This is a genomic window from Microbulbifer sp. ABH2_005, from assembly GCF_056160005.1.
Window position 1 is genome coordinate 576756 of sequence record NZ_JBSWWI010000001.1, and the last position, 13553, is coordinate 590308.

14 protein-coding genes and 1 other RNA gene are annotated in these 13553 nt (G+C 54.5%); 5 read left to right on the forward strand and 10 right to left on the reverse strand.

Going from position 1 to position 13553, the window contains the following annotated elements; all coding sequences use genetic code 11:
- Positions 1-39: 39 nt before the first annotated feature.
- The 7 genes from ACXAFI_RS02440 to ACXAFI_RS02470 form a co-directional block, all read right to left on the reverse strand.
- Positions 40-324 (reverse strand): transposase, encoded by a 285-nt coding sequence (locus tag ACXAFI_RS02440; protein WP_475107545.1) that lies wholly within the window; start codon positions 322-324, stop codon positions 40-42.
- Positions 325-718: 394 nt separating this feature from the next.
- Positions 719-1297, reverse strand: coding sequence for a hypothetical protein (locus ACXAFI_RS02445; RefSeq protein WP_475107546.1), 579 nt, complete (start codon positions 1295-1297; stop codon positions 719-721).
- A gap of 105 nt (positions 1298-1402) precedes the next feature.
- Positions 1403-1570, reverse strand: coding sequence for a hypothetical protein (locus ACXAFI_RS02450; protein WP_475107547.1), 168 nt, complete (start codon positions 1568-1570; stop codon positions 1403-1405).
- 447 nt (positions 1571-2017) lie between these two features.
- Positions 2018-2407, reverse strand: a transfer-messenger RNA (tmRNA) gene (gene ssrA / locus ACXAFI_RS02455).
- Between the two features lie 159 nt (positions 2408-2566).
- Positions 2567-3913, reverse strand: a complete 1347-nt coding sequence (locus ACXAFI_RS02460) for a sodium-dependent transporter (RefSeq protein ID WP_475107548.1) — start codon at positions 3911-3913, stop codon at positions 2567-2569.
- 39 nt (positions 3914-3952) lie between these two features.
- Complete coding sequence (smpB, locus tag ACXAFI_RS02465) at positions 3953-4432, reverse strand: SsrA-binding protein SmpB (RefSeq protein WP_152454820.1); 480 nt, start codon at positions 4430-4432, stop codon at positions 3953-3955.
- A 15-nt stretch (positions 4433-4447) separates the two neighbouring features.
- Positions 4448-5866 (reverse strand): sodium-dependent transporter, encoded by a 1419-nt coding sequence (locus ACXAFI_RS02470; RefSeq protein WP_475107549.1) that lies wholly within the window; start codon positions 5864-5866, stop codon positions 4448-4450.
- A 194-nt stretch (positions 5867-6060) separates the two neighbouring features.
- Between ACXAFI_RS02470 and ACXAFI_RS02475 the strand changes: the two genes are divergently transcribed.
- Both ACXAFI_RS02475 and ACXAFI_RS02480 read left to right on the forward strand, forming a co-directional pair.
- The gene (locus tag ACXAFI_RS02475) at positions 6061-6501 is read left to right on the forward strand and encodes a type II toxin-antitoxin system RatA family toxin (RefSeq protein ID WP_475107550.1); all 441 of its coding nucleotides are present in this window, start codon (positions 6061-6063) and stop codon (positions 6499-6501) included.
- Complete coding sequence (locus tag ACXAFI_RS02480) at positions 6498-6851, forward strand: RnfH family protein (RefSeq protein ID WP_152454817.1); 354 nt, start codon at positions 6498-6500, stop codon at positions 6849-6851. Before ACXAFI_RS02475 ends, ACXAFI_RS02480 begins: the two co-directional genes overlap by 4 nt.
- Here ACXAFI_RS02480 and ACXAFI_RS02485 read toward each other — a convergent pair.
- Positions 6848-7192, reverse strand: a complete 345-nt coding sequence (locus ACXAFI_RS02485) for an outer membrane protein assembly factor BamE (RefSeq protein ID WP_475107551.1) — start codon at positions 7190-7192, stop codon at positions 6848-6850. The genes ACXAFI_RS02480 and ACXAFI_RS02485 overlap by 4 nt on opposite strands.
- 276 nt (positions 7193-7468) lie before the next feature.
- Here ACXAFI_RS02485 and fur point away from each other — a divergent pair, with 276 nt between their 5' ends.
- Positions 7469-7879, forward strand: coding sequence for a ferric iron uptake transcriptional regulator (gene fur / locus ACXAFI_RS02490; RefSeq protein ID WP_020414626.1), 411 nt, complete (start codon positions 7469-7471; stop codon positions 7877-7879).
- A 42-nt stretch (positions 7880-7921) separates the two neighbouring features.
- Here fur and ACXAFI_RS02495 read toward each other — a convergent pair whose 3' ends face one another.
- Positions 7922-8527 carry a 1-acyl-sn-glycerol-3-phosphate acyltransferase gene (locus tag ACXAFI_RS02495; RefSeq protein ID WP_444919981.1) on the reverse strand — a complete coding sequence of 202 codons (606 nt, stop codon included), beginning with the start codon at positions 8525-8527 and terminating at the stop codon, positions 7922-7924.
- A 287-nt stretch (positions 8528-8814) separates the two neighbouring features.
- Positions 8815-10485 (reverse strand): DNA repair protein RecN, encoded by a 1671-nt coding sequence (gene recN / locus ACXAFI_RS02500; protein WP_475107552.1) that lies wholly within the window; start codon positions 10483-10485, stop codon positions 8815-8817.
- Between the two features lie 232 nt (positions 10486-10717).
- On the opposite strand from recN, the gene grpE reads away from it, so the two are divergent.
- Positions 10718-11359 (forward strand): nucleotide exchange factor GrpE, encoded by a 642-nt coding sequence (gene grpE, locus ACXAFI_RS02505; protein WP_475107553.1) that lies wholly within the window; start codon positions 10718-10720, stop codon positions 11357-11359.
- Positions 11360-11484: 125 nt separating this feature from the next.
- Positions 11485-13434, forward strand: a complete 1950-nt coding sequence (dnaK, locus tag ACXAFI_RS02510) for a molecular chaperone DnaK (protein WP_475107554.1) — start codon at positions 11485-11487, stop codon at positions 13432-13434.
- Positions 13435-13553: the final 119 nt, after the last annotated feature.

Sequence of the window (13553 nt, forward strand, 5' to 3'; positions counted from 1 at the left end):
GGTTGTCCAATTTTTGGTGGAATGTTTACATAATCGATGTTAACGAGACACCACTTCTTTTAGATCCCAGTCATACGCCTGTTGCTGGTGTATAAACAGCACAATATGGTAGTAATTGCTCATTACTGCATAGGCACAAACGTCCAAGGCGAATATTTCCACGAGTTCCAGAATACGATTTTCTATCCACTGCCGACGATGCTCAAAGCCCTGGCCGATACGCTCGTCGCGTCCACACAAAAAAGTGCGGCGTACACAACGGGAAACGCAGTGATAGTAGGGCGTTGTGCATGGATCGATCAGGCTTGATCTTGGTTTAGTCACACCTGCGTCTTTACTGTATATATAATCAGAGTTCTGTATAGGGTGATGAGATTTGCAAGTGTGTGGCGTAGAATGCTTTAGCTTCTGTGGGTGTCCCGTTACGCCTTTTATGTGCGTTACTTCAATCGGGAGTATCGGTGCTCGGGAATTCTGTGGTGGGGGCGATACAAATCCTGTTTGGTCCAATCTATCGAGAAACAGTTTGCCCGGCGGGTGACGAAAAAGCTACTGGGCCGCCCGCGTATGGCTTAACCATAAATGTGGGTATTCCTAACACAGTATTGATCTGCCCCCACTTATTTTGAAGGCTCCGACAGGCATTGAGCCTGTCGGGTGAAAAACGTCCAGCGCCTAGCGTGCTGCTAAAAGAGAAATCGAGACTATCTATTGCTAGTCACTTTTTAGAGCCGACGTACATCGCAAATAACCGAAGGCCGATGGTAATTAAGACAAGCATACTTGGTGCTGTATGAGCGGGCATTGCCTTTAATTGGGTGACTTCTCTTTGAATGGTCATTGTTTGATGTGGATTGGACTGGTGCTTTGAAATCTGGATGACGTTTTTCTGAAGTAATTTATCGAACGACTCGATTTCTCCCGCAAGCATGTCCAGGAGTTCCAATTCGGTTTTGCCATCCCATGGTAGCTGTTTCCTATATGCGTCAACTGCTTTACCAAGCTTTTTCCATTCTTCTGCGAGGAAGGCTTCAAGTGATGAGAGTGTCCTAAGTTTCGAGTTCATGGATTGATTGGCTCGGTAGGCGTTTTGTCCATGAGCGCCGCTCGCCATTATTCCACCAAAGTGCTGTACGTTATGCTTGGCGGTATTTAGGTTGCGGCTAATTAAGTTGAGTTGATCCAAGGTGTGAACCAGAGTCTGATCAAATCTTGGATCTTTATTCTTAATCGCTACCAGCGCGGTGTTAACCAGTCGACTCACCTGTATCTTGGTTGCATGTTCGTTGATAGACATATCCTTTTATCCTCGTATATCCATTGAAGAATGTGTTCTACCTCTCTGATTTGAGATGCATGTGCCACATTCATTTTTTTCCTTGATGAATACGCGAATTCTAAATCAAATCTGCCGAGTGTCGTGGTCGAATAGAGTACGGGCCATTGCACGGAAGTCGCGGACGGTCATGGTTTCGCTGTCATAGCCCAGTGACCTGAGCGCAGTCCTCACACCGGTATCAGACAGTGGACGGCTCTGGCCATCGAGCTGATGGGAAAATATATTTGCCATGGCCTGTTAGCGGCTCCAGTTCTTGCCGTAAGGCTAGAGCTTGTTCAGCAAGAGGGATAATGTGCAGCTGGCCCATTTTCATTTTTTCGATGGGCAGTTCTATGTGCTTGGCATCTCAACTGATATCCGTCCGCTCAAGTTTTCGCAATTCTCCAGGGCGGCAGAATAGGAGAGGGGGTAGTTTTAGGGCTGCTCTTACTACTGGGGTGCCCTGGTATTCATCTATGGCAGTTAGTAGGCGCCCAACTTCAGCAGGGTCTGTAATTGCTACCAGGTGCTTTTTCCTGGTGGCGGTGAGTGCGCCGGGTCAATCCCGCGTACCTACTTGCCTTCCGGCAATTTGATGGGGGCAGTGGCGCAAACCTGCTCGTAGGATGGTCCAGATAAGCAAAAGCCCCAGAAACACTAGGTTTGCGGGGCTTTTGTGGGCTGTCTGAGACAGCGATTTGGTGGAGATGGCGGGAGTCGAACCCGCGTCCGTCAGCACTCTGCCAGAGGCTCTACATGCTTAGCTCCGTCAATTGATTTAACCCATTACAGCCCGGCGGTCAGGACGTATAGGGCGATCCCGTAAGTTGTTTAACCGCTTGCCCACGGACATGGCTTGCGGCGATCCAGTTCTGTATAACAGTCTACAGCGCGATACTGGAACCTTGCTGAAGACTGCTAAGGGACGAACCCTTAGTTAGTGCTTCACAAGCTGCTTACGCAGCGAGTTGGGCACCGTAGTTGTCGTCGTTGGCAACTAATAAAATACAGCTTTGGATTTACGTGATTCGCTGCCATCACGGCATGCACCCAAGGTTTCGTCACCGGCGTCGAATCCAAGTCATCCCCGATAAGAAACACTTTCGTGTGTCATCTAAGTATACCTCAAACTTGGGCATTGCAATAAATTTTTATGCGCCAGGGATTTTTTGGGAGCTTTGATGAGGGGGCAGGGGGGCGAGTGGGGAGTCCCGGCAGCGGTGGCCGCCGGGACTGTAAGAAAAGGCCTTACAGTATCGATTGGGCGAAGGCTACCAGGATCAGCAGTGGGCATACGATGCGCACATACCAGGGCCAGATTTTCCAGAACAGGGTGTGTTCAATGCCTTCGTGGCCTTTCTTCAGTTCGCTCAGCAGCTGGTCACGGCGCCAGATCCAGCCGGCAAAAATACACAGGGCAATACCGAGTAGAGGCTGACCGTATTCGGTACTGATGCTGACTGCCAGTCCAAACAGGCTGTCGAAGTTGTAAATGATGGTGCTGCTGATGGCAAAGATCACCAGGCCCACCACCGGAGTGGCAATACGGCGGGGGATGCCCAGGTTCTCGATAGAGAAAGCCACCGGTACTTCCAACATAGAGATAGAGGAGGTGAGGGAGGCGATCACCATCAGGGCAAAGAAGGCAATGGCGACGAACACACCGGCTTCACCCATGGTATCGAATAGGGCTGGTAGTACCTGCAGGATCAGGTTGGGCCCTGCGATCAGGGCGCCGTCGGCAGCGAAGATCTGGGTGCCGGCTTCCTGGGCCACATACATGGCGGGCAGGATCAGCAGGCCGGCGGTGAAGGCGATGCCTACGTCGATCAGGGTCACCAGAGCGCCGAGGCGCGGCAGGCTCTCCTGCTGGCTCAGGTAAGAGCCGTAGATCAGCATGGTGCCAACACCCAGGGAAAGGGAGAAGAAGGCCTGGCCCATGGCAGAGATCAGCAGCTTCGGGGTGAAGTGACTGAAGTCTGGCATCAAGTACACCTCCAGGCCGGTAAAGGCGCCGGGCTGGGTGAGTACATAGGCGATCAAAAGCAGCAGCAGGATAATCAGCGAGGGCATCAACAGGGTGGACCAGCGCTCGATGCCCTTCTCCACACCACTGGCAATAATCAGCATGGTGAGACCACTGAAAATTGCGGTAAAGATCAGATTGCGTTGGGTACTGTTTTCAGTGAGCCATTGGACGGCTTCCTGAGCGCCAAACAGGGCGGCGAAAGGCTCGGCCAGGTGAGCCACCATCCAGCCGGCCACAATGGCGTAAAAGCTCAGAATCAGGGAGGCTACCAAGATGCCGACAAAGCCGGTAAGGCTGCCGAAGAAGCGGCTGACAGGGCCAATGGAGATGGCGCGCAGTGCCTGTACCATATTGCGCCGTGCGTAGCGGCCAATGGTAAGTTCGGCCATCAACGCCGGGTAGGCGAGGGCGAAGGCCAAAAACAGATAGGCCACGACAAAGGCGGCGCCGCCGTTGCTGGCGGCTTTAGTGGGGAAGCCCCAAATGTTGCCGAGGCCTACGGCGGACCCGGCGGCGGCCATCAAAAAGCCAATATTCGAGCTGAATTGTCCTCGGGGTGCACTCATACTAAATCCCGTAATTATTCTTCTAATGGTTTTTGTGCACTACTTGTGCGTGGCGCGCATCAGGCGCTGCTTCTCGCGGTTCCAGTCACGTTTCTTCTCGGTTTCCCGTTTATCGTGCATGGCCTTACCCTTGGCCAGGCAGATTTCGCACTTAACCAGATGCCCTTTCCAATACAGCGCGGTGGCAACCACGGTGTGGCCTTTTTGCTCCACGGCGGCGATCAGCTTGGACAGCTCACGCTTGGTGAGCAGCAGGCGGCGGGTGCGGTCGGGCTCGGTCACATAGTGCGTGGAGGCGCTGGCGAGCGGCTGGATATTGGAACCCAGCAGCCAGGCTTCGCCATTTTTGAAAATGACATAGCTGTCGGTGAGCTGGGCTTTGCCCTCACGACAGCTTTTCACTTCCCAGCCCTGCATCTCAACGCCCGCCTCAAACTTCTCCTCGATGAAGTAGTCGTGACGGGCCTTCTTGTTGAGGGCGATGGTATTGGATGTTTGCGCTTTCTTTTTCTTGGCCATGAAAACTTCTAATGACTAGATAAAACTGTGTCCAAAAAACTTCAGGGCCACGGTGTTGATAAAGATCAACAGCAGTATCAACGGGATAAAGGTGCCCAGGGAGAAGTTTACGTATTTTTGTGAGAAAGAGCCGGCAAAGGCGGGGTCGCCTTCCTGTAGCTCTTTGTCAAAGTTGGCTTTCTTCCACTTGTAGATCACAAACAGACATACCAGCAGGCCGTTTAAGGGCAGGATGGTGTCGTAGAAAATGATCTCTACCAGATCGAAGAAGGACTTGTTGACGCCGGCCAACTGTACAAATTCAGTGAACCAGTTGACCATGCCAAAGGAGACGGCGCAAGCGATGGCCAGTACAAACTGTACTCCGGCAACCCAGTAAATGGCTGTTTTACGCTCCATATCGCGCTCGTCGCGCAGGGTGGCGATGGGTACTTCGATAATGGAAACCAGCGAAGTGATCGCGGCCACTAGTACCAAAAAGAAGAACACGGCGGCCACTGCGCTGGCTCCGGTATAACCGATGCTGTCCTGCAGGGCGAGGAAGATCTTCGGCAAAAACAGGAAGATCATACCGGCGGAGGATTCGCTCAGCTCGGAGGGATCAATCTGCGGGTTGAAGTGGAAAATACTGGGCAGAATCAACAGGCCCGCGGTAAATGCCACCAGAGTATCAGTGATGGCAACGGCGCGGGAGGAGCCGGGGATAGAGTCCCGCTTCTTCATATAAGAGCCGTAGGTGATCATGATGCCCATACCCAGGGAAAGCGAGAAGAAGGCCTGGGCCATGGCTTTGCTCACTACATTGCCATCAATCTTGCTGAAATCTGGTACCAGGTAGTACTTCACTCCCAAGAGGGCGTTGTCCAGGGTCAGAACAAAAATGACCAAGCCCAGCAGCATCACAAAAAGCATCGGCATCAGGGTTTTTGCCGCGCGCTCAATACCGTCTTTTACGCCCATAGCGAGAATGGCATTAATAATCAGCATTAATACCACCAGGTAAATAAATACCTTGGGGGTGTTGATAAAGTGGATAAAGAAATCGGGCGTGGCGAGCAGGTTGAGGTTGCCAGTGACGGTTTCAACTAGGTACCCGAGTACCCATACGGTGACCACCAAATAAAATACGGCAATCATAAAAGGCGTGATTAGGGCAAACCAGCCGGGAATGCGCCACAGATGTGAACCGTTGGAGAGCTGGCGATAGGCGCCAACCGGGTCTTTATCAGAGCGGCGCCCCAGAGCCAGCTCCGCCATCATGACTGGCAGACAGATCAGGAAAACGAAGAGCGCATAGACCAGCAGGAAAGCACCGCCTCCGCTCTTGGTGGCCGCTACGGGGAATGCCACCAGATTACCAATGCCAACTGCGGAACCAGCTGCGGCTAGGATAAAGCCCAGCCTTGACCCAAAATGCTCTCTCACTGCGGTCATAGTACTCTCGCTATTATTTTTTATCAGATACAGCTTGTCATTTTTGTTATTCCGACGGGGTCGGGTTTGTCCCGCCGGCAAAAAATGCGATTGTTACAGGAATTGTCTTGCTTGAGTAGCGCCGACTGGCAAAATTAGCGGCCGAACGACAATCCCAGGCGATTTAGCCTGGCGGACTGGATTAGACAACAGGAATGACTGAAATAGAGCGCAGCGCGCTGGTGATGTACAGCGCGGAACAAATGTTTGATCTGGTCAATGATGTGGCCAGTTACCCGCAGTTTTTACCGGGGTGCCGCGGTGCCGAAATCCTCTACCGGGATGAAGAAACCCTGGAGGCGCGTCTGGATTTATCGCGCGCGGGTATTCGCCAGAGTTTTACTACACGCAACCAATTGATGCGTCCAACCAGTATGACTCTGACCCTGGTGGATGGGCCTTTTGAGAATTTTACCGGGCACTGGACATTTACTCCCTTGGCGGAAAGTGCCTGCAAGGTGACTTTCTCTCTGTCTTTCTCTATGAAAAGCCGCTTAATCGCCGCGGCTGCGGGCAAATTGTTTAGCGATCTGGCCAATCAAATGGTGGCGGTGATGTGTACGCGCGCTGAGGAAATTTATGGGAAGCCCCAATGACGGAAGAAAAAACGATTTCGGTGGAGGTGGTGTACGCGTTGCCACACGAGCAGCGCTTGATGCGCTTGCTGGTAAAAGAGGGGACCACCGCGAGAGAGGCTCTGATTCGCTCGGGTATTCCCAAAGAGTACCCGGAAGTAGACCCGGACACGGCCAAAATGGGTATTTTTGGTCAGGTGTTGGGTAGTAAGGGTTTGGCGCCGGCGGAAAGCTATGAGCTGCAACCGGGCGACCGTGTTGAGGTGTATCGCCCGCTGATCGCTGACCCGAAGGAGGCGCGCAAGCAGCGCGCCGAGAAGGCCAAGCGATTGGCCGAAAAAAAGAAAGACGCTGAGGGCCCGGAGGCTTAAGGCCAGCCTGCCGGCTGCCAGTCGCCACTGGTGGCCACCAGGGAATCCTCTTCAAAATAAACGCTAAAGCGTTTCTGAATGATTTTGCCCTTCTTGTCGCGAACGCGGTTGATATAGTCCCAGCGGTTGGGATTGTAAGTGTCTTCCAGCAGCGGAGTGCCGAGAACAAATTGTACCTGGCGGCGGGTCATACCGGGCTTCAGCTGGTCGACCATCTCCTGGGTAATGATATTGCCCTGCTGTACCTCAATGCGGTGCACACCGGGAAACTTAACCAGTGTGCAGGCTCCGAGAAGGGCGCACAGGCTGGCAATGGCGATAAATTTCAGGCTAGGCGGCATTCATTGCTCCATTATGTTCTTTCATACGGCATCTCTGGCACCGATATTTAACGGCTAACCGGAATAGGCCCCTGTATACAGGGAAAGTTCCCTCCCGCTGCGATTTCCCCTTGTCTGGGTAGCTGGGGTTCCGCTGACTCCGTTCGGCATGGGATAATACCCGAAGAGTCGGCTCGCTGACAGGCGGGAATCTGTGGTCTTATTCGGGTATAGACCTCTTCAGTGGGCTGATGCAAGTAAAGACAATTCATAAATCCTGTCGGGAAATATCTATTCATGTCGAACGAAAACCAGGAATTGCGCAAGGCCGGTCTGAAGGTCACTCTGCCGCGGGTTAAGATTCTGCAGTTGCTTGAAAGCACCAGTGAGCAGCACCTGAGTGCTGAAGATGTGTATAAGCTACTGTTGGAAGCGGGGGAGGATGTCGGGCTGGCTACCGTCTACCGGGTGCTGACCCAGTTTGAGAGCGCGGGCCTGGTTGTTCGTCACAACTTCGATGGCGGCCATTCCGTATTCGAGCTGGATCGCGGAGATCATCACGATCATATGGTGTGCACTGATACCGGAAAGGTCATCGAGTTTCACAATGAGGAAATCGAAGAGTTACAGCGCCAGATCGCCGAAGAGCATGGCTATGAGCTGACAGGTCACAGCTTGGTGCTGTATGTGAAGGCGAAAGAGAAGTAAGCCTATCGGGTGCGGCGGCCGCCGCACCCATTACATGCCCGCTTACTGCTGAGGTTGGCAGGGCGGAGTATAAAGTTCCGGGAATTTCCCGACTTTATCCGCGTAAAACTCCCTGAGTTTATTCAGTTCCGCTTCCAGGTTTTCCCCCAGTTGCGCAATAGGGCCAATGCCCACTTCTTTTTTGGAAAAGTTGATAAAGCCCAATACCAGCGGCACCTTGGCGCTGCGTGCAATATGGTAAAAGCCGGATTTCCAGCGCTCGCTCAAGCCGCGGGTGCCTTCGGGAGGAATGGCGATGATCAGTTCCTTGCGCAGCTTGAACTGGCGGACGGTGGCATCCACCAGGTTGTTGGCCTTGCTGCGGTCCACGGCGATACCGCCAAACCAGCGCATGGGGCCTCCGAGGGGGAATTGGAACAGTTTGTCCTTACCCATCCACTGCGGAGTCATCTTCAGTTTAAGTGCGGCCAGAATAAAGTAATAGCCGTCCCAATTCGTGGTGTGAGGAGCCCCGATCAAGACATATTTTTTCAGCTTCAGGGATTGCTGATCGCCTTTGACGCGCCAACCGTGCAGCTTCAGCAGTAGCTTGGCTACTTGGCGCAGCATCGGTGTGACAATCGGGGTATTAAAAATCGTTCTCTGCATAAACTCGGCCGATACTACTCAAACAAAGTCAAACAAGCGGCCCAGTATATGGTGACTTTCGCTGCCACACCCAGTCATATTTGGTCTATTTGTCCTAAAACGGCATTTATCACCGGCTGGCCGGCTATTTTGCCGGATTGTTGGCGGTTATTTATTGATCTACACGCAATGATTGCCCACCTCCTCAGTGGGAGAGGTGGGCTGTCTTGCTGGTCAGTTCGATAATGCGTTCGGTGGCTTGTCTTGGTGGTTTGTCTCGATGGCTTGTAATGGACGTTGGGTTCAGCTCATAGCGCCCTGGTCAACATCTCTTCCGCGTGAGCCAGTGACTGGGGGCTGGGTTGTCCGCCCAGCATGCGCGCGATTTCCTCGCGGCGCTCCTCATTTTTTAGCTCACGCAGGGCGACAAACGCCTGTTCTCCATCGCTGTGCTTCTCTACCAGATATTGGCGGTGGGCCCGCGCCGCCACCTGTGCCAGATGGGTGACACAAATCACCTGGCCGCTGCAGCCATTGCGGGTCTCACCAAGCTGGCGCAGCAGACGGCCAACCACATCACCGGTGGCACCACCAATGCCCACGTCCACCTCATCAAAAACCAGGGTGGGGGTGCGCGAGGTCTGTGCCGTGACCACCTGAATGGCGAGACTCACCCGGGAAAGCTCACCACCAGAGGCAATTTTACCCAGGGGGCGCGGTGGCTGGCCGGGGTTGGTGGAAATCAGTATTTCCACCTCTTCCAAGCCGTGGCTGCAGGGTTTATCCAGAGCCTGTAGGGCAAGTTCGACCTTGGCGTGGGGCATAGCCAGATCCACCAGCTGTCGGTTTACCGACTCGGCGAGTGTTAACGCCGCCTGTTGCCGCAACTTGCTCAGCTTTGTGGCGACAGTGCGAAATTCCTTTTCTAACTTGCTGCAGGTGTCGGCGAGGCGCTCCAGGGTGTCCTCGGTGCCGATATCGTCCAGCTCCTCTTGCAATTGTCGCTGAAGAGCAGGCAGCTCACTGGGCTGCACGCGGTGCTTGCGCGCAGATTGATAAATTGCGCTGAGGCGCTCTTCAACTTCGGCGAGCCGCTCAGGGTCCATCTCGAAACGGTCGATATGCCGGGATAGGGTGCCGGCCGCTTCATCAATCTGGATGCGAGCGCTATCGAGCATTTGCGCCACTTCAACTAAGGCCGGCGCCTGCTCGGGCATGGCGGAAAGCAGTTGCAGGGCGCGGTGCAGTTGTTCGGCAATATCCCCCTCACCACCGGACAAAAGTGCGGCGAGTTGATAGCTGCCATTAAGAATGTCGCCGGCATTAGCCAGCTGCCGTTGCTCACTCTCCAGCGCTTCTATCTCTCCTTCACTCAGATCCAACTGCTCCAGTTCACGCAGTTGGTACTGTAACAGGGTTCGTCGGGCCTCGGCCTCCTCGGCGCTGTCGGCCAGATTGCGGTAGCGGCGGTACTGGTCCTGCCAGGTCTTATAGCGGCTGCGGGTTTCGGCGGTCAGCTCTTGGGCTTGGGCGAACTCGTCGAGCAGGCGGCGGTGGGTTTCTTTTTTAAGTAGGGATTGGTGTTCGTGCTGGCTGTGGATATCAATCAACTGCTCGCCTAGGGCGCGCAGCTGCAGCAGGGTGACTGGCTGGCCGTTGATGTATGCCCGTGAGCGGCCATCGGCACCGAGAGTGCGCCGCAGTATGACTTCCTGCCCGCTATCCAGCTCCTGGGATTGGAGCCAATCGCTCGCACTGGGGTAGCTGGAGATATCGAAGGTGGCACAGATATCGGCGCGCCGGGCACCTGCGCGCACCAGTTCGGCGCTGCCGCGGCCGCCCAGGGCGAGCCCTAGGGCATCCAATGTGATGGATTTTCCCGCGCCGGTCTCGCCGGTGAGCGTGCTGGTTCCGGGACCGAACTCCAACTCCAGTTGGTCCACCAGGGTGAATTGGCTGATAGACAGGTGCAGCAACATAGGTATCGCTTTTATGTCCTTATTGTATCGATAGGCTCGCGGCCCACTTTGTAGTGGTTATTTATACAGTATCCCCATCCGGTTAGCTATAGGGGCTGGGCCACATTACCCTGCCGGAATGCCTGGGCGCTAAAAACCACTTGAACTGTGCGGGGATGGCCCCATATAGCCCCCAGAGCCCGCGGGACGGGCCCAACTCATTACTGACAGAGTCGACGCGACGGAGAAAGCAGTGGCCAGAGAGCGCAGCGAAGAAGATCAGATTACCGAGGGGGTGCAGCCGGAAGCCCTGGCTGATGAGCACCTGACAAGGGCAGACGAGGCGGTTTCCGCGGAGATTGAAGACCCCTCCGCAGCCGAGCGAGAGCAGGCTGAAGAAGCCTTGCACGAAGAAGCTGAAAGTGCAGATGCGCTGCACGATGAAATTATCAAACTGCAAGAGCAGTTAACGGTGCAGAAAGACCTCGCCCTGCGCGCCCAGGCCGAGGAGCAGAATGCTCGCCGTCGTGCTCAGCAAGATGTGGAGCGCGCACGCAAATTTGCAGTAGAAAAACTACTGCAAGATTTACTGCCGGTTGTAGACAACCTGGAGCGTGCCCTCGCCACTATCGATACCAAAGATGAAGCCAACAAAGCGCTGGTGGAAGGTATCGAGCTAACCCACAAATCTTTCGTCGATACCTTGACGAAAAATTCCGTGGAAGTTGTCGATCCGGCCGGCGAGCCCTTCGACCCGGAATTGCATCAGGCTATGACCCAGGTGCCGAACGGGGAGGTGGAGCCAAATACGGTGATGGACGTGTTTCAAAAAGGGTATCGCCTCAACGGTCGCCTGGTGCGCCCGGCCATGGTGGTGGTTAGCAAAGCGCCGTAACGGCAGGTGTGGAAAACGGCCTTGAATTTTATCGGCCGGCACCAATATAGCTGACAACAGAAGAATTATTCGCGCGTTGTAGACAGAACAAATCTGGCAGCGCGCATCAATCGAGGATTTTACAAATGGGAAAAATTATCGGCATCGACCTGGGTACCACCAACAGCTGTGTGGCGGTACTGGATGGTGACAAAGCGCGTGTAATCGAGAACGCCGAAGGCGATCGTACTACACCTTCTATTGTTGCCTTCACTGACGACAACGAAATCCTGGTGGGCCAGTCCGCCAAGCGTCAGGCGGTGACCAATCCCCAGAATACCCTGTTTGCGGTTAAGCGTTTGATTGGCCGTAAATTCAAGGACGACGTTGTCCAGAAAGATATTAAGATGGTGCCCTACACCATCACCGAAGCCGACAACGGCGACGCTTGGGTAGAAGTGAAAGGCGATAAAAAAGCTCCGCCGCAGATCTCTGCCGAAGTCCTGAAAAAAATGAAGAAAACCGCGGAAGATTTCCTCGGCGAGAAAGTTGAAGCTGCAGTAATTACCGTACCGGCTTACTTTAATGACTCCCAGCGTCAGGCCACCAAAGACGCCGGCCGCATCGCTGGCCTGGATGTGAAGCGTATTATCAACGAGCCGACTGCCGCTGCACTGGCCTACGGCCTGGACAAGCAGGGTGGCGACCGCACCGTAGCGGTATACGACCTGGGCGGTGGTACTTTCGATATCTCCATTATCGAAATTGCGGACGTCGATGGTGAGAAGCAGTTTGAAGTACTGTCCACCAACGGTGACACCTTCCTCGGTGGTGAAGACTTCGACCTGCGCCTGATCGAATACCTCGCAGACGAGTTCAAGAAAGACCAAGGCATCGACCTGAAAGGCGACCCCCTGGCAATGCAGCGTCTGAAAGAAGCTGCAGAAAAAGCCAAGATCGAGCTGTCCTCCAGCCAGCAGACCGAAGTGAACCTGCCGTACATCACTGCAGACGCCACCGGTCCCAAGCACTTGGTGGTTAAGCTGACCCGCGCCAAGCTGGAAAGCCTGGTGGAAGAGCTGGTAACCCGCTCTCTGGAGCCGGTGAAAATTGCCCTGCAGGACGCCGACCTGTCCGCCTCTGGCGTAGACGAAGTGATCCTGGTTGGTGGTCAGACTCGTATGCCGCTGGTTCAGCAAAAAGTCACCGAGTTCTTCGGCAAAGAGCCACGCAAAGACGTTAACCCCGACGAAGCCGTTGCCATGGGCGCTGCTATTCAGGGCGCGGTATTGTCCGGTGACGTGAAAGACGTACTGCTGCTGGACGTAACCCCGCTGACTCTGGGTATCGAAACCATGGGTGGCGTTGCGACTCCGCTGATCGACAAGAACACCACTATCCCGACCAAAAAGTCCCAGGTGTTCTCTACTGCGGAAGATAACCAGACTGCGGTAACCATTCACGTGGTGCAGGGTGAGCGCAAGCAGGCTTCCCAGAACAAATCTCTGGGTCGTTTTGACCTGGCCGATATCCCGCCGTCCCCCCGCGGTGTACCTCAGATCGAAGTGACCTTCGATATCGATGCCAACGGCATCCTGCATGTACACGCGAAGGACAAGGCGACTGGCAAAGAGCAGTCCATCGTGATCAAGGCCTCCTCCGGTCTGTCCGAGGATGAGATCGATAAGATGGTTCAGGACGCCGAGGCGAATGCCGAAGCGGACAAGCAGTTCGAGGAGCTGGTGCAGACCCGCAACACCCTTGACGGCCTGATCTCTGCCACCAAGAAGACCCTGGAAGAAGCTGGTGACAAAGCCACCGCTGAAGAAAAGTCTGCGATCGAAGCGGCGATCAAAGAAGCGGAAGAGGCGGTGAAAGGTAACGACAAGGCTGCTATGGAAGCCGCTACCACCAAGCTGACCGAAGCTTCCGGCCCGGTTGCGCAGAAGATGTACGCCGAGCAGGCCCAGGCCGCTGGCGCTGAAGGTGCCGCTGGTGCAGGCGCTCAAGGTGAACAGCAGCAGTCCTCCGCTGGCGACGACGCGGTTGACGCCGAGTTCGAAGAAGTGAAGGACGACAAGAAAGAAGGTAAGTAAGCGTTCGCTTGCATTTCCGGCGGCAACTTTTACAGTAGCTGCCGGAGAACTTCAGGGGCGCGGCGCCTTACTTTCAGAGGCCCGCGCCCTGTGTTGTTTCAGGTATCCGTCAAAATTTG